A 21,054-nucleotide genomic window follows, 5' to 3' on the forward strand; every position below is an offset into this window, starting at 1 on the left:
GCTTTGCACTGTAGACAAGATTTCATGCAGGCGCTTCGTCGCCCCCTGTTGACGGAAGGGGGAGCACCCGGCGTATATTGATAGTTAGCAAACTATGAATATATGTGGTTTTCATGTCCCTTGATCTTCTGCGTCTACAGGTCAGCAGCGGCCTGGTCGTTGCCGCTCGCCACTGGCGCCGCATCTGTCACGTGGCGCTGACCGGCTACGGCATCTCCGAAGCCTGTGCCGCGCCACTGCTGATGATCGTGCGCCTGGGCGATGGCGTGCACCAGGTGGCCGTCGCCCAGGCGGCTGGGCTGGAAAGCCCGTCCCTGGTGCGCTTGCTCGACCAGCTGTGCAAGGCCGGGTTGGTGTTGCGTAGCGAGGATCCACTGGACAGGCGCGCCAAGGCCCTGAGCCTCACAGTTGAAGGGCGCGCGCTGGCCGAGGCCATCGAGGCGGAGCTGGTAAGGGTGCGGGGTGATGTGCTGAGTCGTCTCGATCCAGAGGACCTGCAGGCCACCCTGCGTGTACTGCGCGCATTCGAAGCAGCCGGGCTGGGCAGCACGGGCGGGGTCGCATGAACGGCTTCTTCAGCTCGGTACCGCCGGCTCGCGATTGGTTCTACGGCGTGCGCACCTTCGCCGCCTCGATGATTGCGCTGTATATCGCCCTGCTCATGCAGTTGCCGCGTCCGTACTGGGCCATGGCGACCGTCTACATCGTTTCCAGCCCCTTTCTGGGGCCTACCAGCTCCAAAGCGTTGTACCGCGCCCTGGGTACCTTGCTGGGTGCCGCTGGGGCAGTGCTGTTGGTGCCGCCTCTGGTGCAGTCGCCGCTGCTGCTGAGCATCGCCGTGGCCCTGTGGACGGGGACGTTGCTGTTCCTTTCTCTGAACGTGCGTACGGCCAACAACTACGTGTTCATGCTGGCCGGGTACACCTTGCCGATGATCGCCCTGGCAGTGGTCGACAACCCGTTGGCCGTGTTCGACGTGGCTTCCTCGCGGGCTCAGGAAATTTGCCTGGGGATCGTCTGCGCAGCCGTGGTCGGGGCCATTTTCTGGCCGCGGCGGCTGGCGCCCGTGGTAGTGGGGGCAACCGGTAACTGGTTCAACGAGGCCATTCGCTATAGCGACAGCTATCTGGTCCGGCAGCAGAGCACGGTCGATGTCGGTGGTATGCGTGGGGCGATGGTGGCGACCTTCAACTCACTGGAGTTGATGATCGGCCAGCTCGGCCATGAAGGGACCGGGCCTCATACCTTGAAAAACGCCCGTGAGCTGCGTGGGCGCATGATTCACCTACTGCCGGTCATTGATGCGCTGGACGACGCATTGACGGCCTTGCAAGGGCGCGCTGCGCAGCAATTCGAACAGATCCTGCCTGTGCTCGATGCAGCCCGTGAATGGCTCAAGGGCACGGCAGAAAGCCCTTCTGTCCAGCAGTGGGCAGCCTTGCACCAAAGGATCGACGAGCTGCGGCCGGATGCGGCTGCACTGGACCAGCGTGCCGAGCTGTTGCTGTCCAACGCGCTCTACCGGCTCACCGAATGGGTAGATCTGTGGCAGGACTGCTGTACCTTGCAGCATGCCCTGCGCACCGATGACGCCACACCCTGGCGCGCCGTTTACCGCCACTGGCGCCTGGCGCGCTTGCGGCCATTCTTCGACCGGGGCCTGATGCTCTACTCGGTCACCTCCACCGTCCTGGCCATCATCGTTGCCTGCGGCCTGTGGATCGGCCTGGGCTGGAATGACGGCGCCAGTGCGGTGATCCTGGCGGCTGTGTCATGCAGCTTCTTCGCCGCGATGGACGACCCGGCCCCACAGATCTACCGCTTCTTCTTCTGGACCCTGCTGTCGGTCATTTTCTCGAGCCTGTACCTGTTCCTCGTGCTGCCCAACCTGCATGACTTCCCGATGCTGGTACTGGCCTTCGCCGTGCCTTTCATCTGCATCGGCACGTTGACGGTACAGCCGCGCTTCTACCTGGGGACACTGTTGACCATCGTCAACACCTCGACCTTCATCAGCATCCAGGGTGCCTACGACGCCGATTTCTTCACCTTCCTCAATTCCAACCTCGCCGGCCCGGTTGGCCTGCTCTTCGCGTTCATCTGGACCTTGGTCATGCGCCCCTTTGGTGTGGAGCTGGCTGCCAAGCGCATGACTCGTTTCGCCTGGCGCGACATCGTCGAGGTGACCGAGTACGCGACCTTGGCCGAGCATCGCAAGGTGGGTGTAAAAATGCTCGATCGCTTGATGCAGCATTTGCCGCGTCTGTCGCAAACCGGCCAGGACAGCAGCGTGGCGCTACGGGACTTGCGTGTGGGGCTGAACCTGCTCGACTTGCTGGCGTACATGCCGCGCGCCGGTCAGGTTGCTCGTGAGCGACTGACCCTGGTGATCGCTGAAGTGGGTGCCCATTACGCGGCCTGCCTGCGCGCCGGTGAGCGGCTGCACGCGCCACCTGCACTCTTGCGCAACATGGAAAGGGCCCGACTGGCGCTCAGTCTCGATGAACCCTGCGAACGCCTCGACGCCCGCCCGCATTTGTTGCATGCACTGGCTGGCCTGCGCCTGGCACTGCTGCCGGGTGTCGAGGTCATGCTCGAGCCTGCGGAACAACTGCAACTGCCGTCTGGCCTGGATGGAGCGCCCCTGTGATCGGTGAACTGGATATCAGTGGGGTATTCCTGCCCACGCTGCTGGTAATGATGATTGGAACCTACCTGCTGTTTCTGGGTGTCCACGCCGTACTGGTGCGTGTGCACTTCTATCGCCTGGTCTGGCACCGGGCATTGTTCAACGTTGCCCTCTACGCCGTGCTGCTCGGTGCGGTGGACCATTTCTGTCGAAGCCTGATGCTGCCATGAAAAAACCTTTGCTGACCCTGGGCCGTGTGGTCCTTACCCTGTTGGTAGTGACATTTGCCGCCGTACTCGTCTGGCAGATGGTTGTGTACTACCTGTTCGCACCCTGGACGCGCGATGGCCACATTCGCGCCGATGTGATCCAGATCGCCCCGGACGTGTCCGGGTTGATCCAGAAGGTCGAGGTGCGTGACAACCAGACCGTCAAGCGCGGCGATGTGCTGTTCACCATCGACCAGGACCGTTTCAGCCTGGCGCTGCGTCAGGCCAAGGCCACGCTTGGCGAGCGCCAGGAAACCTTGGCCCAGGCCTCGCGGGAGGTGAACCGTAATCGCAAGTTGGGCAATCTGGTGGCGGCCGAACAGCTCGAAGAAAGCCAGTCGCGCCAAGCGCGCGCCCGCTCGGCGGTCAGTGAGGCGCAGGTGGCTGTCGACAGTGCCCAGTTGAACCTTGATCGCTCGGTGGTGCGCAGCCCCGTGGACGGTTACCTCAACGATCGCGCGCCGCGCAACCATGAGTTCGTAACCGCCGGGCGACCGGTGCTGTCGGTGGTCGACAGTGCCTCTTATCACGTCGATGGCTACTTCGAGGAAACCAAGCTGGGGGGCATCCACATCGGGGACGTGGTGGATATTCGTGTGATGGGCGACAACACCCGCCTGCGCGGGCATGTGGAAAGCTTTGCAGCCGGCATCGAGGACCGCGACCGCAGCAGCGGCACCAACCTGCTGCCCAACGTCAACCCTGCCTTCAGCTGGGTGCGGCTGGCCCAGCGGATTCCGGTGCGGATCGCTTTTGACGAAGTCCCGCAGGATTTCCGCATGATTGCCGGGCGAACCGCCACTGTCTCGATCGTCGAGGGCCAGCACCCATGAAACGGCTGATGCTCGCAGGGCTATGCCTGTCGCTTGGCGCTTGCATGACGGTCGGGCCAGACTACGAGCTGCCCAAAGAGGCGGCAATACAGCGCACTGACCTCAACGGCCCCCTGCGCCAGGATGCCGACAGCGTAGTGTCGGCACCGGTGCCGGAGGATTGGTGGCAGCTGTATCACGACCCGCGGTTGAACGCGCTGGTGCGCCAGGCCTTGAGTGCCAATACCGAACTGCGGGCTGCGGCAGCGAACATCGCCAAGGCCCGCGCGCAGGTCGACATCGCTGAGTCTCAAGGGGGCTTCGACGGTGGAGTGAAGCTAGGCGCCCAGCGCCTGCAGGAGTCTGGCGAGGCTTTCTTGCAGCCCGAAAAGGTGCCTGTGGCCAACATCGGCGAGGCGATCATCAGCGCGTCATACCAGTTCGACCTGTGGGGCACCTTCAAGCGCGGCACAGAGGCCGCCAAAGCCAGTGCCGATGCAGTCCAAGCCGCAGCGGACACGGCGCGGATCACGCTGGTGGCAGATGTGGTCAAGGCCTATACCCAGGTATGCTCGGCCAACGAGGAATACCACATTGCCCGTGAGTCGCTCGATTTACAGGCGCAAAGCGTCAAGCTCAGCCAGCGCCTGCGCGATGCGGGGCGTGGCGATGAAACCCAGGTGACGCGGTCGCAAACCCAGTTCAAGTCGTTGGGCGCCGAGCTGCCGCGATTCAAGGCCGAACGTGAGACAGGCCTGTATACCCTGGCCGCATTGCTGGCGGTCCCCGTGCAGAAGTTGCCAGCAGGCGTTGCCGATTGTGCCGAACTTCCGCAGCTGACTCAGCTAGTGCCAGTGGGCGATGGCGCCGCGTTGCTCAAACGTCGCCCCGATGTGCGTCAGGCAGAGCGACAACTGGCTGCTGCTACCGCCAATATCGGTGTGGCGACCGGCGCGCTTTATCCACAGATCAGCATCGGCGCGCAGGTCGGGACCATCGGCATCCTGGACAATTTGGGCGAGCCTTCGACCAACCGTTGGGGCTTCGGCCCGCAGGTCAGCTGGAGTATCCCCACCAATGGCACGCGGGCCCGCATTCGCATGGCCGAAGCGTCCACCCAGGCAGCCTTGGCGAATTTCGATGGCGTAGTGCTCAATGCCATACGCGAAACCCAGACGCGGCTGGCCCAATACAGCGCATTGCTGGACCGGCGCGATGCACTGGCCGAGGCCGAGAAGTCAGCTCGGGAGGCGGCCGACCAGACGCACCGGTATTATCAGGCTGGGCGGGAGTCGTTCCTGGCGGACTTGCAGGCGACGCGGACCTATACCGACATGCGTGCGCAGTTGGCGGCTGCGAACAGCCAGGTTGCAATGGGGCAGGTTGGCGTGTTCCTGGCGCTTGGAGGCGGTTGGAAGCGACCCGTCGAGCACTGATGGGAAAATAGGGTCTGTGTAAAAAGTCTTGAGAACAGGGTCAGGTGAGGCGAGCGCAGCCCAGGTGGCGGGCTTATGGCTTGTAAATGAGCCTTCCAAGGCCACTGCAAGGCAGGGGCTGCAGCACAGCCCCGCGCACTCACAAGGTCAAGCCGGCTGGGGCGCCCTCAGAATATTCTGCAGCAACTGAACACTTTCGACCGCATCGTGACCCAGGCTGGTCAGGTAGCCACCGTCGGGTTGATCGGTCAGGCCTTTTTCGTGCAGCCGCTGCGCGGCGGCGATGAGGGTCGGGGATGCGGTGTTGTGAATCTTGATGCCTTCCTGGCTGCTGTCGAGGTTGAACAGTGCGAGGACTTCCAGTTCAGCGATCAGTTCGGGTGAAAAGGACATGGCGACTCCTGACTTCCAGACGAGGATAGCGGCACCGCGGGGGGTGCCTGAATCTGGAGTGTAGCCGTGTTATTCGTCCTCGCCTTGATCCATCTCAGGAGGCAGTTCAGGCAGCGCGCGCAGGGCGTTTTCATACCACTGGCTATCGAAGGCTCGATCCTGCGCCAGCATGTTGTCGATCTCGAAGGCCAATACGTGGGCCATCAGGTTGAGGATATCCTCGCGCTCATACCCGACCAGTGTCAGCTTGTTGAACGTAGCCTTCGCCGCAGCCGGCTCGCCGCTTTCGATCTGGTTTTCGATGGCCTGCGTCAGCGTGGCTTCGGCAAACGCTTCATCGTCATTGTCGATATCGGTTGGCTCGCTCATGGGATTACTCCTGTGGTGGGCGCTACAGTTTGCCACGTCCGTGGTGGCAATGCCTGGTCATCGACCGGGTGCATGACGCTGGTCAGCCGACGGCGAACGGGCTATAACAGCCCTGCCATCCCCATACGGCCCGGAGGCTGTCGAACCATGCTCAAGCTCCACGGATTCCCTGTCAGCAACTACTACAACATGGTCAAGTTGGCCTTGTTGGAAAAGGGCGTGCCTTTCGAAGAAGTCCTGTTCTTCAGCGGTCAGACGCCTCAGGTGCTGGAAGTCAGCCCACGTGGCAAGGTGCCGGTACTGCAGACCGAGCACGGCTTTCTCAGCGAAACCACGGTGATCCTCGACTACATCGAGCAGACCCAAGGCGGCAAGGCGCTGCTTCCCGCTGACCCGTACGCGCAGGCGAAAGTGCGTGAACTGGTCAAGGAGATCGAGCTGTACATCGAGCTTCCTGCTCGCACCTGCTATGCCGAAGCATTCTTCGGTATGCCCGTGGAACCATTGGTCAAGGAAAAGGCACGCACCGAGCTTCTGGCAGGTTTCGCCACGCTCAAGCGCAACGGGCGTTTCGCGCCTTACGTGGCAGGCGAGCAATTGACCCTGGCCGACCTGATGTTCTGCTTCTCGGTCGACCTGGCATGCGCCGTAGGCAAGAAAGTGCTCAACATCGACTTCCTTGAAGATTTCCCTCAGGCCAAGGCACTGCTCGAGCAGATGGGGCAGAACCCCCACATGGCAAAAATCGTGGCAGACAAGGAAGCGGCAATGCCGTCATTCCTTGAAATGATGCGCAACAAGCGCTGAAACAGCGGGCGAGTCCGGCCAGATGGGGGCTTGTTTCAAAGCCCCCTTCAACCTCAGTATTTTGCCCATGCGACGAGGGAGGGTTAGCTCTCAACCCGTCACTCAGCGCCGTTAGCGCGCGGCCAGCAACGCCTTGCCGCGAGCCACCGCTGCGCGTACCTGTGCCGGTGCCGTACCACCGATGTGATCACGGGCATTTACCGAGCCTTCCAGCGTAAGAACGGCGAATACGTCCTGTTCGATCTGGTCACTGAACTGACGCAGCTCTTCCAGGCTCATCTCTGCCAGGTCCTTGCCGCTATCGACCCCGTACTTCACCGCGTGGCCCACGATTTCGTGGCAGTCACGGAACGGCAGGCCACGGCGCACCAGGTAGTCGGCCAGGTCCGTTGCGGTCGAGAACCCGCGCAAGGCGGCCTCGCGCATGATGGCATGCTTGGGTTTGATGGCCGGGATCATGTCGGCGAAGGCACGCAGCGAATCGCGCAGCGTGTCTGCGGCATCGAACAGCGGTTCCTTGTCTTCCTGGTTGTCCTTGTTGTAGGCCAGCGGCTGGCCTTTCATCAGGGTCAGCAGTCCGGTCAGCGCACCGAAGACGCGCCCGCTCTTGCCACGCACCAGCTCTGGCACGTCCGGGTTCTTTTTCTGCGGCATGATCGAGCTGCCGGTGCAGAATCGATCGGGCAGGTCGATGAACTGGAACTGTGCACTGGTCCACAGCACCAGTTCTTCGGAGAAGCGCGAGAGGTGCATCATCGCCACACTGGCGGCGGCGCAGAATTCAATGGCGAAGTCACGGTCCGACACGCCGTCCAGGGAGTTGCCTGCCACGGCTTCGAAGCCCAGCAGCTTGCAGGTCAGCTCACGGTCGATCGGGTAGGTGGTGCCGGCCAGCGCAGCGCTGCCCAATGGCATGCGGTTGGTGCGCTTGCGGCAGTCGACCAGGCGTTCATGATCGCGGCTGAGCATTTCGAACCAGGCCAGCAGGTGGTGGCCGAAGGTGACGGGCTGGGCCGTCTGCAGGTGTGTGAAGCCAGGCATGATGGTTTCGGCTTCGCGTTCGGCCTGTTCCAGCAGCCCTTTTTGCAGGCGGGTGATTTCGGCCAGAATCAGGTCGATTTCGTCGCGCAGCCACAGGCGAATGTCGGTTGCGACCTGGTCGTTGCGGCTACGGCCGGTGTGCAATTTCTTGCCGGTGATACCAATGCGGTCGGTCAGACGCGCTTCGATGTTCATGTGCACGTCTTCCAGGTCGACGCGCCAGTCGAAAGCACCAGCCTCGATTTCGCCCTGGATGGTCTTGAGCCCGTCGATGATGGTGTCACGCTCGGCATCGCTGAGCACACCGACTTGCGCCAGCATGGTGGCATGAGCGATGGAGCCCATGATGTCGTGGCGGTACAGGCGCTTGTCGAAATCGACCGAGGCCGTGAAACGGGCGACGAAGGCGTCTACGGGTTCACTGAAGCGGCCGCCCCAGGACTGATTGGTCTTGTCAGTGCTCATGGTTTCACTCATTGCAGGCGTGAACGAAAAATTGCCGCGATGATAACAGGGTTGGGCCCAGTGCCGCAGGGCGCCTGCAGAGTGTGAGGGTGGAAAAGGCGTAGCGCGATGTAGGCCACGGAGATTTCACCGATTGAACGGCAGTGTTCCATGGACCGTCTACAGTTTGACAGAGGCGGGCAGCTAATCTGCCAGCCACAGTGAATCTTTGGCTATCGCACCGGTCTAGAGCGTGACACGCAGCGTCGCTTCACACAGCTGTCTACGCTTTTAACCGTGCGAGACTCACTCAGGAATCCAGCGCAATTATGAATGTCCTGATCGTTGATGACGAACCCCAAGGCCGCGAGCGCCTAAGCCGAATGTTCGGTGAACTCGAGGGTTATACCGTGCTGGAGCCAAGTGCCACCAATGGTGAAGAGGCCCTTGCGCTGATCGAAAGCTTGAAACCCGACATTGTCCTGTTGGATATCGGCATGCCTGGCCTCGATGGTCTGCAGGTCGCCGCCCGACTGTGCGAGCGTGAGGCGCCACCTGCGCTCGTGTTCTGTACCGGTGATGACGAGTACGGGGAAGACGCCTTCAAGGAAACTCCCCTCAGCTACGTGACCAAGCCTGTGCACGGGCAGGCGCTTCGTGAGGCACTGCGCAAGGCCGACCGGCCAAACCGCAGTCAGCTGGCTGCGCTCACTCGTCCAGGCCACGAGGGCGGTGGTCCCCGCAGCCACATCAGTGCCAGAACCCGCAAGGGCATCGAGTTGATCCCTATCGCTCAGATCATCTACTTCATCGCCGATCACAAGTACGTGACCCTGCGCCATGAAACGGGCGAAGTGCTGCTCGACGAGCCGCTCAAGGCACTCGAGGATGAATTTGGCGACCGTTTTGTGCGTATCCACCGCAATGCGCTGGTTGCGCGGGAGCGGATCGAACGCCTGCAACGTACACCTCTGGGGCATTTCCAACTGTACCTTCGAGGGCTCGACGGCGATGCCCTGACCGTGAGCCGGCGTCATGTAGCTGGCGTGCGCAAGATGATGCAGACCCTTTGAGCGCTTGACGCCGTGGACGTGCCAGCGCTCATGGCAGTCGCACAGGGGCGCACCGCCGGGCCTGTCATCGGCAGCTTCGGCCCAGGCTGTTGATCCGTATCTGCTAGTGCCGCCAGTGATGCTGCTATCATCGGCGGCATTTCTCTGGTTCGGGGCGTTACATGTCCACTCGCGAAATCCGTATTGCCACTCGTAAAAGTGCCCTGGCCCTGTGGCAGGCCGAATACGTCAAGGCGCGCCTGGAACAGGCCCACCCTGGGCTGAAAGTTTCCCTGGTGCCCATGGTTAGCCGGGGCGACAAGCTGCTCGATGCACCTTTGGCCAAGATCGGCGGCAAAGGGCTGTTCGTCAAGGAACTGGAAACCGCTCTGCTCGAGCACGAAGCCGACATCGCCGTGCACTCGATGAAAGACGTCCCCATGGACTTTCCCGAGGGCCTTGGCCTGTATTGCATCTGCGAGCGTGAAGACCCGCGCGATGCGTTCGTTTCCAACCGGTTCGACAGCCTTCAGTCGTTGCCTGCCGGCAGCATCGTCGGAACTTCCAGCCTGCGTCGACAGACCCAACTGCTGGCCCGCCGTCCCGACCTGCAGATTCGCTTTCTGCGCGGCAACGTCAATACACGCCTGGCCAAGCTCGACGCGGGTGACTACGACGCCATCATCCTGGCGGCAGCCGGGCTCATCCGGTTGGGCTTCGAAGCGCGAATCACCGATAGCATCAGCGTCGATGACAGCCTTCCTGCCGGGGGGCAAGGCGCCGTTGGCATCGAATGCCGCAGCGCCGACGCAGAGATCCACGCGCTCCTCGCGCCTTTGCATCATCTCGATACGGCCGATCGTGTGGTAGCCGAACGCGCCTTGAACAAACGCCTGAACGGCGGTTGTCAGGTGCCGATCGCCTGTTATGCAGTGCTTGAACAAGACCAGCTGTGGCTTCGGGGCCTGGTAGGGCATCCAGATGGCGGTACGCTGTTGGTCGCCCAGGCTCGGGCGCCTCGCCTGCAAGCTGAAGCACTCGGTGTGCAGGTGGCCGAAGATCTGCTCAATCAGGGTGCTGAGGCCATTCTCAAGGAAGTCTACGGCGAGGCAGGGCATTCGTGAGCCCTTGGCGCCTGCTGTTGACCCGACCCGCTGAGGAGTGTGCAGCGCTTGCCCACATACTGGGCCAAGCTGGCATAGCCAGCAGCTGCATGCCTTTGCTTGCGATCGAACCTGTCATGCTGCAGCCGCCGCAATTGGCGTTGCTCAAGGGACTGTCTACTTACCAAGGGTTCATCGTGGTCAGTAAACCGGCTGCCAGGTTATTGCTCGCGGCAGCGGCGCAGCGGCAACTGCCCGTACCGATGCAGGGTTGGTTCACGGTAGGCGCGGCTACGGCTGCGGTGCTGCAGGATGCACAGCTTGATGTCAGCTTCCCCGCATGCGGGGACGACAGTGAAGCCTTGCTCGAATTGCCTGCGCTCCAACAGGTTCTGGCGAACGCAGGGCCGCGCATCTTGATCGTGCGGGGTGTCGGAGGTCGCGAATTGCTGGCAGAGCGTCTTGCTCAGCGAGGTGCTACCGTCGATTATCTGGAACTGTATCGCCGCGACCTGCCGTCATACCCTGCGGGCTACCTGTTGCATCGCATCGAAGCGGAACGCCTTAATGGCGTGGTGGTCAGCAGTGGACAGGGTTTCGAACACTTGCAGCAACAGGCTGGTAGCCAATGGCCGCAGCTGGCACGCTTGCCGGTGTTCGTACCAAGCCCGCGGGTCGCTGAGCAGGCCCGGGCCGCAGGTGCCCAACACGTTGTGGATTGCCGTGGCGCCAGCGCTGCGGCCTTGCTGGCAGCCGTGCAGCGCAGCGCTGCACCTGCCGACCCAGGCGCCAAGCTCTAGGCGGCGCGCCCCCATGCAAAGGATGGATACGTGAGCGAGACTGTCTTGTCCAACAAGGATCAAACGTCGGCCCAGGCGCCGACGGAGCCTGTCACCCCAGTGCCCGCCAAGCGCTCCGGCAATGGCTTAGCCGCGCTGGCCCTGTTGTTGGGCGCTGCCGGCATCGCTGTAGGCGGCTGGGGCGCCTGGCAAGTGCACCAACTGCAAGGCAGCGAGTTCGACCAGGGCCAGCACCTGGAGGCGCTGAACCAGCGAGCCGAGGCGCTTCAGCAGCGTGAACAGAAAATCAGCGCACAGTTGGCCGGTCTGCCGGCAGCCAGTGAGCTTGAAGACCGTCGTCGTCTGGTCGCGCAGCTCCAAGGCGATCAGCAACGTCTGAGTCAGCGGCTTGAGACCGTACTGGGTGAAAGCCGCAAGGAATGGCGCCTGGCCGAAGCCGAGCACTTGTTGCGCCTGGCGACCTTGAGGCTGTCGGCTTTGCAGGACATCACCAGTGCCAAGGCGCTGGTCGAAGGGGCCGACGAGATTTTGCGCGAGCAAAGCGACCCTGGCGCCTTCGCCGCGCGCGAGCAACTGGCCCGCAGCCTCGCCACGCTCAACAATACCCAGCAGCCTGACCGCACCGGTCTGTTCCTGAAGTTGGCGGCCCAGCGTGAGCTCGTCCAGCAACTGAGCGCCCAGTCCCCCGAATTCGACAATGACGCCAATGCCATGGGTGCGCTGACCAGTGACGGCGACGGCGCCAGTCGCCTGTCCAAATGGTGGTCGGAAATATCCAAGTATTTCCAGATTGAATTCAATGCAGACGAGAATGTGAAGCCACTGCTCGCGGGGCAGCAGCTCAATCAGCTGCGCCTGGCGTTGAGTCTTACGCTGGAACAGGCGCAATGGGCAGCGCTCAACGGCGATGCAAAGGTCTATGCCCAGGCATTGGATGATGCACGCAGCGTGCTGCTGGCCAACTTCAACGCCGACAATCCGCAGAGCAAAGCCATGCTCGACAGCCTGAACGCACTGGCCGAGCAACCCGTTTCGGTGGTTACCCCTGACCTCAGTGAAAGCCTTGCCTCCGTTCAGGCCTATATCCAGCGCCGGCATCTGCCTGGCGAGGACAAGGGAGACAAGCCATGAAGCGTGTCTACCTGTTGGCGGTACTGGCCATTGTGGTGGCGGCGGCCCTCGGCGTGGCCGTGGCCAAGCACAGCGGCTACGTGATGATTTCCTATGGCAGCTTCCGTTATCAGTCGGGGCTTTGGGCCGCGCTGTTGGGCTTGCTGGCCGTCATCCTGGCGCTGTTGGTGCTGCGTTTTCTGGTCGGCCTGCTCCTGGCGTCCGGCGGGGCGGTCAACCCTTGGTCCCGGCGCAACCGCAGCCGGCGCAACCGCGTTGCCATCGAACAGGGCCAACTGGATCTGGCAGAAGGGCGCTGGGCCAGCGCCCAGCGTCATCTGCACAGGGCTGCAGAAGCCGAACGCCAACCGCTGATGTATTACCTTGGCGCCGCCAAGGCCGCCAACGAGCAGGGCCGTGTCGAGGAAAGCGACGGTCTGCTGGAGCGTGCGCTGGAGCGGCAACCTCAGGCAGAGCTTGCCGTGGCCTTGACCCATGCCCAACTGCAAATGGACCGTGGCGACAACGACGGGGCGCTGGAGACGTTGCTGGCCATGCAGGAGCGCCATCCACAGAACACTCAGGTACTGCGTTTGTTGCAACGCTTGCAGCTTGAGCGCGGCGACTGGTCTGCGCTCATTCGCCTGATGCCGGACCTGCGCAAGAACAAGGTATTGCCCGCCACCGAGCTCGCCACGCTCGAACGTCGTGCCTGGGGGCAAAACCTGAGCCTGGCACAGACCCGGGGTGAAGATGCGCAAACGGCCCGCCAAGCCCTGGAGCGTGCCTGGCAGCAATTGACCTCCGCCCAGCGTCAGGAGCCGCAACTGGTCCTGGCCTATGCCGAGCAACTGCGCCAGCTCGGCGCTCAGGGCGAGGCCGAGCAGGTATTGCGCACGGCGCTCAAGCGCAACTACGAAAGCCACCTTGCTCGGCTGTACGGTCTGGTGCGCGGTGAAGACCCTGCCCAGCAGCTGCAGACCGCCGAAGCTTGGCTCAAGGACCATCCTCAGGATGCCAGCCTGCTGCTGACGCTGGGTCGGCTCAGCTTGCAGAATCGGCTGTGGGGCAAGGCCCGTGACTATCTGGAAAGCAGCTTGCGCATGGAGCGCAACCCCGAGGCCTGCGCTGAGCTGGCACGTCTGCTCGCAGGCCTTGGCGAAACGGAGCGCAGCAACCAACTCTTCCAGGAAGGGCTTGGTTTGCTCGATGAGCGACTGCTGGCGCTGCCGTTGCCGGAGACGGTTCGCGCTTGACCTGACCTTGGCCCGCGCAAAGCCGCGGGCTTCAAGGGGAGGTAATCTTTCGGCTCGGGCCAGAGAAATCCTGACGTATTTTCTTAAGGCGCGTCTTACACAGCAGTTGGATATTTCTTAGGTAACGCTGGGAATTGTCTCGACTGTTGTGCCTTGAAACAAAGGATGTGATTCCTCTACCGTTTCAAGCCACGACTACCGATACCGGGACCCTCACTGCCCATGCTGCCGGCCCGCCTGCGTACTTTCTTCTTCCCAACCTGCCTGGTGGCATTCACTGCCCTGGTCACTGCATTCAAGCTGCAAGATGCGCTCGGGCTTTTGCCGTGCCTACTGTGTGTGACACAACGGGCGCTGCTGGCAGGGTATGTACTGGTGTGTCTAAGCGCAGTGCTGCATGGGCCGGCACTCGAAGGCCAACGCCGCTATGCCCAGCTAGCGCTTGGCTTTGCACTGGGTGGCGCTGCAGTAGCCGCAAGGCATGTCTGGCTGCAGGGGGTTGCGGCCGATGACCTGGTCTGCCCCGTCGCCATCGACCACAACGCTGGGCAGTACTGGAACGAGCTTGCCCGGCAACTATTTTCCGGTGCCCCTGATTGCAATGCGCTGACCTGGAGCTTCATGGACTTGACGTTACCCGAATGGAGCCTGATGGCCTTTGTGCTCCTGGCTGCGTTTGCGCTCGGCCATCTACTTGCAGGTCGCCTGCATGCCCTGCTCACCCATGACCTCAAACAACGCTGAGCCGCAGCACGACCAATGGCGGTAAGACGGCGTATTAAACACTTGTACGAAGTTATTACCCTGCGTACCTTGAAGGGCAGCTTGCGTGGGAATAATCTCCGAGCACGCCTACCGAAAATCCAAGGTTTGATGCTGTTCTGCTAATTCAATCTCGTGCCTTAGCAGCGCTACGCGAGGAGCAGCGGCATCTACCCACAGGGGAAGAGATCGCCATGCTCGATAGTTGTCAGAATGCACAGGAACGCTGGGGCGGGGTCAACGCGCTGATCGACCGTTGGCTGAGCGAGCGCGAGCAACTGGTTCATGCCTATCGTTCGTTGCGTGATGCCAAACCGGCCTTTGCAGACAAAGACACCAACGGCGACTTCTGTGCGCTGCTGGTGGACTATGTCTCGGCGTGGCATTTCGAAATCTGTGAACAACTGGTCAGCGAGGCCAAGGCATTTGGAGACACCCGAGCCCTTGATCTTGCAGGCGAGATCAGCCCACGCATTGATGACATTACCCAGATTGCACTGGCGTTCAACGATCACTGCGTCAAGGCTGAATGCAGGGACACCGAACGCTTCGCCGAGAAGCTTGGCAAGCTTGGCAGCTTGTTGCATGAGCGCTTCGAGCTTGAAGATTGCCTGATCGAAGTGCTGCACAACGCGCACAAGGAAGAAGGCCTGGCGCCCGTCTGAGGGTCATTCAGTCCTTGGTTTGCAGCAATTGGATTTCAAAAACCAGCGGCGTGTAGGGTGCAATCAGATCACCCGCGCCGTCGGCGCCGTAGGCCAGTGCAGACGGAATCACCAGTCGCCATTTTGCACCCGCATGCATTTGCGGCAGCGCCATCTGCCAGCCCTCGATAACCGAGTCGAGGCTGAACCACTGCGGCTCACGGCTTTGGTCGAACACTTCTCCACTGGGCAACCGTCCCACGTAATTGACCAGCACCTTGGCGCCCGCCTTGGGCTGCGGTCCATTGCCTGCTTGTAGCTCGCTGTACAGCACACCTTGCATCAACTCATGAACGCCAGCACGTGCCCGCTCATTGGCCATGAAACGTATCTCTGCGGCTTCAGGCGCCTGGGGCGCAGCGTCTTGCTGCGGTTGGTGCTGTTCGAGCAGCGCCTGCATGCGGGCCTGGCTCAACTTCAAGGGCTGTTCCTGGTAAGACTGGCGCAAGCCTTCGACGAGCGCATCGAGCTGTAGCCCTGGCATTTCCTGTCGCAGCCGTTCACCCAGACTGGCACCCAGGCTGTAGGCAAGGTCCTGATCATCGGTGTCGGCCACGGCCAACATCGGCAGTAGGCAAAAACCTAGAACAATGGATCGAAGCATGACCAATTCCTACGGCGGTGGGGGGCGAAGTATGCCAGTGTTCACGACGGTACGGGCTCGCGGCGTGCCGGACCACACGGTGCATTGAGCAGCAGCAGGTCAGCGCTGGCGAAGCGTTGTTGATTGCCGTGCTTGCGGTGCGAGATGTGCTCAGACGTTGATATGCAACAGTGTATGGATATTGCGGTCAAGATGCCCTAGCGGCCTGCGCAGCGGAAGCATAGTATGAGTCGCACTCTCATCAGTCAGGAGGTAAGTCATGTCGGCCAAGAAAAAGCCAGTCAGCACGCCGTTACACCTGCTTCAGCAACTTTCGGGTAGCTTGCTTGAACATTTGGAAGAGGCCTGCTCGCAAGCGCTGGCTGATGCAGAGAAGCTGTTGGCCAAGTTGGAAAAGCAGCGCGGCAAGGCCCAGGAAAAACTGCATAACGGTCGCTTGAAGTTGCAAGACGCAGCAACGGCGGGCAAAGGCAAGTCGCAGAACAAGGCCAAGAAGGCCGTTGCCGAGCTCGAAGAGCTGCTCGACTCGCTCAAGGACCGCCAGACCCAGACCCGCGGCTACATCCAGCAGCTAAAGCGCGATGCTCAGGACAGTCTGAAACTGGCCCAGGGCGTCGGCAAGGTGCGTGAAGCCGCTACCAAGGCCCTCGACCAACGTGCAGCCCAGGCTGCCGCCCCATCTACTGCCAACTCTGCTGCCAAGACCACAGCCGTCAAATCGCCTACCCCAGCCACTGGCAAGGCCAAAACGGCTGCGCGAACCGCCGCTACCAAGCCTGCAGCCAAGGCCGCCGACGCAAAATCCGTGGCAGCCAAACCTGTTGCCAGATCGGCCTCTAAGCCTACCGCAGCCAAGGCTGCCACAAAGCCGGCCGCAGCCAAGTCCCCTGCGAAAGCGACAGCGGCCAAGGCTTCAGCGGCTGAATCTTCTGCATCCAGTACCCAGGCTGCCAAGGCGACGTCAGCCAAGCCTGCAGCCAAGGCAGCGAGTGCTAAAGCAGCAAGCAAGCCCGCACCTGCCAAACCCTCTACCCGTGGCACCGCCACCAGAGCGGCGACTCGCACTGCCAGCAGCCGATCCACAAGTGCCAAGCCGGCGACAGCTGCCGAGGAGAAAGCCCCATCGTCCGGCAACTCGGTGAGCCCTGTCACACCTGTATCCGACGTGGGTGCTGCTCAGTCGTCGTCCACCGACGCCTGATGCGCCAGCGCCGCCGCGCGCAACTGCTCAAGTGCGCGGTGATCTCGCAGCTGGCTCGGTGCAAGCCAAGCCAGCCAGTCGCCAGTATGTCCCGGTCTGCCGGCGGGCCACTGTGCTGCACAGGCTTGCAAGCGTTCCAACAGCGCTTTTTCAGCTGAAAGCTCCAGTCTTTTGAGTTGCTCTCGCAGCTCAGCCAACGGTGGGTCGCCTTTCGCTGATTCTCGCCATTGTTCGCGCAGGCTTCGCAAGGGTGAGACCACATCCCGTTGCCAGGGCCCTGCACAGCCCTGCAAGGCCTCGGCGCGCTGTTGCTGCACCTCGATTGACCTGGCCTGCAGCCAGGTGGCGCACAATAGCAGGCACACGTCGCCCCCTTGCCGTTGCAGGTCGAGGCAAGCCGCTTCCACACCGGGCCTGGCGTACAGGCTCAAGGCGTGATCCCACAAGTCGCATTGCATGGTTCCACTCGCGCTATGGGCCGAGGAAGCTGGTAGACTCCGCGACCATCATGATCAGACTATCCAACCTCACTTTACAGCGTGGTCCGCAGCGCTTGCTAGATGGCGCCGAGATGACCCTGCACACCGGTCACAAGGCCGGCCTCATCGGTGCCAACGGTGCCGGCAAATCCAGCTTGTTCGCTTTGCTGCGCGGTGAGTTGTCGCCCGATGGCGGTGATTGCCACCTGCCGGCAGACTGGCGGATCGCGCACATGCGCCAGGAGGTCGATACCCTCGACCGGGTGGCCGTGGACTATGTGCTCGACGGCGATGTGCGATTGCGCAGGGTGCAGGCTGCGTTGGCAGAGGCCGAGCAGGCCCATGACGGTACGGCACTGGCCCGGCTGCACAGTGAGTTGGACAGTGCGGACGGTTATACCGCCGATGCGCGAGCGCGCAAGCTGCTGGCGGGGCTAGGCTTTACCAACGAGCAGATGGACCGCCGCGTCGGCGACTTCTCCGGTGGATGGCGGATGCGCCTGAACCTGGCCCAGGCATTGATGTGCCCCTCCGATCTGTTATTGCTCGACGAACCGACCAACCACTTGGACCTGGACGCCATCCTCTGGCTGGAAGACTGGCTCAAGGGCTACCCGGGCACGCTGTTGCTGATCTCCCACGACAGGGATTTTCTCGATGCCGTGGTCGATCACGTGCTGCATGTCGAGCAGCGCAAGCTGAACCTGTACAAGGGCGGCTACAGTGCATTCGAACGCACCCGTGCCGAACGCCTGGCCCAACAGCAGCAAGCATACGAGAAGCAGCAGGCGCAGCGTGCGCACATGGAAAAATACATTGCGCGCTTCAAGGCCCAGGCCACCAAGGCGCGTCAGGCACAGAGCCGCATAAAGGCCCTGGAGCGCATGGAGGAGCTGTCGGCCGCTCACGTGGATTCGCCGTTCGATTTCGTGTTCCGCGAGTCGCAGAAAATCTCCAGCCCCCTGTTGAGCCTGTCCGAAGGGCGGTTGGGTTACGGCGACAAGGCCATTCTCGAGAAGGTCAAGCTGCAGCTGGTGCCGGGTGCACGCATCGGCCTGCTAGGCCCCAACGGCGCCGGCAAGTCCACCTTGATCAAGAACCTTGCCGGTGAGCTTGAGCCATTGTCCGGGCGCCTGGTGCGGGGTGAAAACCTCGCCGTCGGCTATTTTGCCCAGCATCAGCTCGACTCGTTGGACGACAAGGCCAGCCCCTTGCTGCACCTGCAGCGCATTGCCCCAACCGAGCGCGAGCAGACGCTGCGCGACTTTCTCGGTGGTTTCGATTTTCATGGCGATCGCGTAGACGAGCCGGTCGTGAACTTCTCGGGTGGCGAAAAGGCACGGCTTGCGCTGTCGCTTATCGCCTGGGAGCGGCCAAACCTGCTGCTGCTCGACGAACCCACCAACCACCTGGACCTGGAAATGCGCCTGGCCCTGACCATGGCATTGCAGGAGTTTGCAGGTGCAGTGGTGGTGGTGTCCCACGACCGGCATCTGCTCAAAAGCACAACCGATGACTTCTTGCTGGTCGCCGACGGTAAGGTCGAGCCCTTCGACGGGGACCTCGATGACTATAGCCGCTGGCTCGTGGAATATCGCCAGCGCAACGCGCCGGTCAGTAGCGCGGTAACCAACCCCGACAAGACCGACAAGAAGGCCATGCGCCAGGCTGCGGCAGCATTGCGCCAACAACTGGCGCCGCACAAGAAGACCGCTGACAAGCTTGAAGCTGAACTCAACCAGGTGCATGCGCAGTTGGCCGAGATCGAGACTACGTTGGGTGATGGTGGTCTTTACGAAGCCGCCCGCAAGGACGAGCTGCGTGAATTGCTGGCCCGGCAAACCGCGCTCAAGCAGCGTGAAGGCGACCTCGAAGACGCTTGGATGCAGGCACTGGAAACGCTCGAAACCATGCAGGCCGAACTCGAAGCGCTCAGCTGACGCGCTTTTTGCGAGCGCTGCTACCGACCCTTCGCAAGCAGCGCTGCAAAATCGCTCAAATTGCGCTGGTCATTTTTTCATCGGCACCTTAGCTTAATGTTTTGAAACATGTGCATGAGCGAGGTGTGGGATGTCGATGGAAGTGTGGTTGGGCTTTTTTGCCGCCTGCTGGGTTATCAGCCTGTCTCCGGGTGCGGGCGCTATCGCCTCGATGTCTAGCGGGCTGCAATATGGGTTCTGGCGCGGCTACTGGAATGCGCTGGGCTTGCAGATCGGCCTGGTGATGCAGATCGCCATCATTGCGGCAGGCGTCGGGGCCATCCTGGCTGCCTCGGCCACCGCATTCCATGTGATCAAATGGTTCGGCGTCGCCTACCTGGTGTACCTGGCCTATAAGCAATGGCGCGCCCTGCCCATGGACATGAGCGATGAATCCGGTATACGACCCATCGGCAAACCGCTGAGCCTGGTGTTCCGGGGTTTTCTTGTGAACGTCAGCAACCCCAAGGCCCTGGTGTTCATGCTGGCGGTGCTGCCGCAGTTCATCAATCCTCATGCGCCTTTGTTACCACAGTACATCGCCATCGCCGCGACCATGGTTGCCGTCGATCTGCTGGTGATGGCGGGTTATACGGGGCTTGCAGCACGCGTGCTGCGGGTGCTGCGCACACCCAAGCAGCAAAAGCGCCTCAACCGTACCTTTGCCGGGCTGTTCATCGGTGCGGCCACGTTCCTGGCCACCTTGCGCCGCGCGCCGCTGTAAATCCAGGGCAGAGGTGGCTGCGCCTTCTGGCTCAGAGCTTTCTGCTCAAGTCATTACGGTGATTTATCGAGTCTTCTGCTGTGGCGCGCTGTCTATTCCCCAGGCAGGATGATTGCGGTCGTCCTGCCTGGGGCGCTGATGCCCACCCTTGAGCGCAAGCTCTCAAACAGGACTGGCGCTTACACCAAAGCGCATGCCGGCACTGCGGAGGAATCATGGACAAACCGACTCACCACTTTTCCGAATTGTTCAAGCAGCTTGGACTGGACGACGACCCGGTCGAGATCGAGCGCTTCATCACCACCCATTCGCCACTCGATGATGATGTGAAATTGGTCGATGCACCGTTCTGGAGTGAGGGCCAGCGTGCCTTTCTCAAGGAAAGCTACGCCGCCGATGCCGACTGGGTTCCCATGGCCGACCAGTTGAACGAAGCGCTGCATCCGGCCAAGAAATAAGTTACCTGCAGCGTGAAGCGTGAGGGGCCGTGAGCCGTTCCGGTCAACGCGTCGATACTGCCATTCAAGGTATAGACAGTTCCGGAACCGGCTGACGGCCAGTCTTACCTGTGGCGCATGCAGGTGGCCGAGCCCTGAAATGCCTCACTCGCCGCGGATGTACTGCTCGAGCTGCAAGATCAACCCTGCCTGCTCCGCAATGGTCTCCTTGACCAAGTCGCCAATCGACAACAGCCCCAACAACTCACCGTTGCTCACCACCGGTAGATGGCGCAAATGTCGATTAGTCATCAGGTTCATGCAGTATTCAAGGTTGTGCTTCGGCTCCACGGTAACCACCGGTGCGCTCATGATGTCGCGCACCGGCGTGGCGGCCGACGAGCGTCCCTTGAGCACCAGCTTGCGCGCATAATCGCGCTCACTGACGATACCTACCACCTCGTTGCCTTCAACGACAGGCAACGCGCCGATGTTCATCTCGGCCAACAGTCTGAGGGCGTCGAGCACTGAGTCGTCCGGGCCGATGGTGTACACGGTCTGGTGTTCGGACTTGCTCTTGAGGATTTGTTCGACGTTTTTCATGGTGGCCTCTGCGGGTGGAGGAAAACACTGGCGACGGTCT

The 21,054-nt window shown here is 61.7% G+C and carries 23 protein-coding genes; 17 read left to right on the plus strand and 6 right to left on the minus strand.

Going from position 1 to position 21,054, the window contains the following annotated elements; all coding sequences use genetic code 11:
• The first annotated feature begins 113 nt into the window (after window positions 1–113).
• From B2S33_RS05410 to B2S33_RS05430, 5 genes are read left to right on the plus strand one after another with little or no spacing between them, the layout of a single operon-like run.
• Entirely contained in the window at window positions 114–566 is a 453-nt protein-coding gene (locus B2S33_RS05410; RefSeq protein WP_027914177.1) for a MarR family winged helix-turn-helix transcriptional regulator, read from the plus strand.
• Window positions 563–2,650, plus strand: coding sequence for an FUSC family protein (locus tag B2S33_RS05415; RefSeq protein WP_027914176.1), 2,088 nt, complete (start codon window positions 563–565; stop codon window positions 2,648–2,650). The genes B2S33_RS05410 and B2S33_RS05415 overlap by 4 nt, the downstream gene beginning before the upstream one ends.
• Window positions 2,647–2,859 (plus strand): DUF1656 domain-containing protein, encoded by a 213-nt coding sequence (locus B2S33_RS05420; RefSeq protein WP_023535833.1) that lies wholly within the window; start codon window positions 2,647–2,649, stop codon window positions 2,857–2,859. Before B2S33_RS05415 ends, B2S33_RS05420 begins: the two co-directional genes overlap by 4 nt.
• The gene (locus tag B2S33_RS05425) at window positions 2,856–3,731 is read left to right on the plus strand and encodes an HlyD family secretion protein (RefSeq protein ID WP_027914175.1); all 876 of its coding nucleotides are present in this window, start codon (window positions 2,856–2,858) and stop codon (window positions 3,729–3,731) included. The genes B2S33_RS05420 and B2S33_RS05425 overlap by 4 nt, the downstream gene beginning before the upstream one ends.
• Window positions 3,728–5,146, plus strand: a complete 1,419-nt coding sequence (locus B2S33_RS05430) for an efflux transporter outer membrane subunit (RefSeq protein WP_145279300.1) — start codon at window positions 3,728–3,730, stop codon at window positions 5,144–5,146. Before B2S33_RS05425 ends, B2S33_RS05430 begins: the two co-directional genes overlap by 4 nt.
• Window positions 5,147–5,293: 147 nt before the next feature.
• Here B2S33_RS05430 and B2S33_RS05435 read toward each other — a convergent pair whose 3' ends face one another.
• Both B2S33_RS05435 and B2S33_RS05440 read right to left on the minus strand, forming a co-directional pair.
• Window positions 5,294–5,539, minus strand: a complete 246-nt coding sequence (locus B2S33_RS05435) for a TIGR02647 family protein (RefSeq protein WP_023535777.1) — start codon at window positions 5,537–5,539, stop codon at window positions 5,294–5,296.
• 69 nt (window positions 5,540–5,608) lie between these two features.
• A complete protein-coding gene (locus tag B2S33_RS05440) occupies window positions 5,609–5,908 on the minus strand; it encodes a hypothetical protein (protein ID WP_023535746.1) in 300 nt (99 codons plus the stop codon).
• 147 nt (window positions 5,909–6,055) lie between these two features.
• Between B2S33_RS05440 and B2S33_RS05445 the strand changes: the two genes are divergently transcribed.
• Window positions 6,056–6,715, plus strand: coding sequence for a glutathione S-transferase (locus B2S33_RS05445; RefSeq protein ID WP_027914173.1), 660 nt, complete (start codon window positions 6,056–6,058; stop codon window positions 6,713–6,715).
• A gap of 111 nt (window positions 6,716–6,826) precedes the next feature.
• On the opposite strand, the gene argH is transcribed toward B2S33_RS05445, so the two are convergent.
• The gene (gene argH, locus B2S33_RS05450; protein WP_027914172.1) at window positions 6,827–8,221 is read right to left on the minus strand and encodes an argininosuccinate lyase; all 1,395 of its coding nucleotides are present in this window, start codon (window positions 8,219–8,221) and stop codon (window positions 6,827–6,829) included.
• A gap of 308 nt (window positions 8,222–8,529) precedes the next feature.
• Here argH and B2S33_RS05455 point away from each other — a divergent pair, with 308 nt between their 5' ends.
• From B2S33_RS05455 to B2S33_RS05485, 7 genes are all read left to right on the plus strand, one after another.
• The gene (locus B2S33_RS05455; protein WP_027914171.1) at window positions 8,530–9,273 is read left to right on the plus strand and encodes a LytR/AlgR family response regulator transcription factor; all 744 of its coding nucleotides are present in this window, start codon (window positions 8,530–8,532) and stop codon (window positions 9,271–9,273) included.
• Between the two features lie 161 nt (window positions 9,274–9,434).
• Window positions 9,435–10,376, plus strand: a complete 942-nt coding sequence (gene hemC / locus B2S33_RS05460; protein ID WP_125922448.1) for a hydroxymethylbilane synthase — start codon at window positions 9,435–9,437, stop codon at window positions 10,374–10,376.
• The gene (locus tag B2S33_RS05465) at window positions 10,373–11,155 is read left to right on the plus strand and encodes a uroporphyrinogen-III synthase (protein WP_258371961.1); all 783 of its coding nucleotides are present in this window, start codon (window positions 10,373–10,375) and stop codon (window positions 11,153–11,155) included. Before hemC ends, B2S33_RS05465 begins: the two co-directional genes overlap by 4 nt.
• Window positions 11,156–11,185: 30 nt before the next feature.
• On the plus strand, window positions 11,186–12,286 hold the full coding sequence (locus tag B2S33_RS05470; RefSeq protein WP_059183471.1) for a uroporphyrinogen-III C-methyltransferase: 1,101 nt from the start codon (window positions 11,186–11,188) through the stop codon (window positions 12,284–12,286).
• Window positions 12,283–13,521, plus strand: coding sequence for a heme biosynthesis HemY N-terminal domain-containing protein (locus B2S33_RS05475; RefSeq protein WP_027914167.1), 1,239 nt, complete (start codon window positions 12,283–12,285; stop codon window positions 13,519–13,521). Before B2S33_RS05470 ends, B2S33_RS05475 begins: the two co-directional genes overlap by 4 nt.
• Before the next feature lie 222 nt (window positions 13,522–13,743).
• Complete coding sequence (locus B2S33_RS05480; protein WP_028688203.1) at window positions 13,744–14,265, plus strand: disulfide bond formation protein B; 522 nt, start codon at window positions 13,744–13,746, stop codon at window positions 14,263–14,265.
• A gap of 212 nt (window positions 14,266–14,477) precedes the next feature.
• The gene (locus B2S33_RS05485) at window positions 14,478–14,948 is read left to right on the plus strand and encodes an Rsd/AlgQ family anti-sigma factor (protein ID WP_023535822.1); all 471 of its coding nucleotides are present in this window, start codon (window positions 14,478–14,480) and stop codon (window positions 14,946–14,948) included.
• A gap of 7 nt (window positions 14,949–14,955) precedes the next feature.
• Here the strand turns inward: B2S33_RS05485 and B2S33_RS05490 are convergent, their stop codons facing one another.
• The gene (locus tag B2S33_RS05490; protein WP_027914165.1) at window positions 14,956–15,591 is read right to left on the minus strand and encodes an FKBP-type peptidyl-prolyl cis-trans isomerase; all 636 of its coding nucleotides are present in this window, start codon (window positions 15,589–15,591) and stop codon (window positions 14,956–14,958) included.
• A gap of 259 nt (window positions 15,592–15,850) precedes the next feature.
• On the opposite strand from B2S33_RS05490, the gene B2S33_RS05495 reads away from it, so the two are divergent.
• Complete coding sequence (locus B2S33_RS05495; RefSeq protein ID WP_288650037.1) at window positions 15,851–16,792, plus strand: AlgP family protein; 942 nt, start codon at window positions 15,851–15,853, stop codon at window positions 16,790–16,792.
• Here B2S33_RS05495 and B2S33_RS05500 read toward each other — a convergent pair.
• A complete protein-coding gene (locus B2S33_RS05500; RefSeq protein WP_288650039.1) occupies window positions 16,768–17,250 on the minus strand; it encodes a TIGR02444 family protein in 483 nt (160 codons plus the stop codon). The two genes, B2S33_RS05495 and B2S33_RS05500, sit on opposite strands and share 25 nt — an antisense overlap.
• A 50-nt stretch (window positions 17,251–17,300) precedes the next feature.
• Between B2S33_RS05500 and B2S33_RS05505 the strand changes: the two genes are divergently transcribed.
• The 3 genes from B2S33_RS05505 (at window position 17,301) to B2S33_RS05515 (ending at window position 20,432) form a co-directional block, all read left to right on the plus strand.
• Complete coding sequence (locus B2S33_RS05505) at window positions 17,301–19,211, plus strand: ATP-binding cassette domain-containing protein (RefSeq protein ID WP_132579143.1); 1,911 nt, start codon at window positions 17,301–17,303, stop codon at window positions 19,209–19,211.
• A gap of 130 nt (window positions 19,212–19,341) precedes the next feature.
• Complete coding sequence (locus B2S33_RS05510) at window positions 19,342–19,974, plus strand: LysE family transporter (RefSeq protein WP_027914161.1); 633 nt, start codon at window positions 19,342–19,344, stop codon at window positions 19,972–19,974.
• Window positions 19,975–20,189: 215 nt separating this feature from the next.
• A complete protein-coding gene (locus B2S33_RS05515; RefSeq protein ID WP_027914160.1) occupies window positions 20,190–20,432 on the plus strand; it encodes a DUF2789 domain-containing protein in 243 nt (80 codons plus the stop codon).
• Window positions 20,433–20,576: 144 nt separating this feature from the next.
• Here the strand turns inward: B2S33_RS05515 and B2S33_RS05520 are convergent, their stop codons facing one another.
• A complete protein-coding gene (locus B2S33_RS05520) occupies window positions 20,577–21,014 on the minus strand; it encodes a CBS domain-containing protein (RefSeq protein WP_023535729.1) in 438 nt (145 codons plus the stop codon).
• Window positions 21,015–21,054: the final 40 nt, after the last annotated feature.

It is taken from the genome of Pseudomonas sp. UBA5568, assembly GCF_002425525.1.
GTDB classification, from domain to species: Bacteria; Pseudomonadota; Gammaproteobacteria; order Pseudomonadales; family Pseudomonadaceae; genus Aquipseudomonas; species Aquipseudomonas fulva.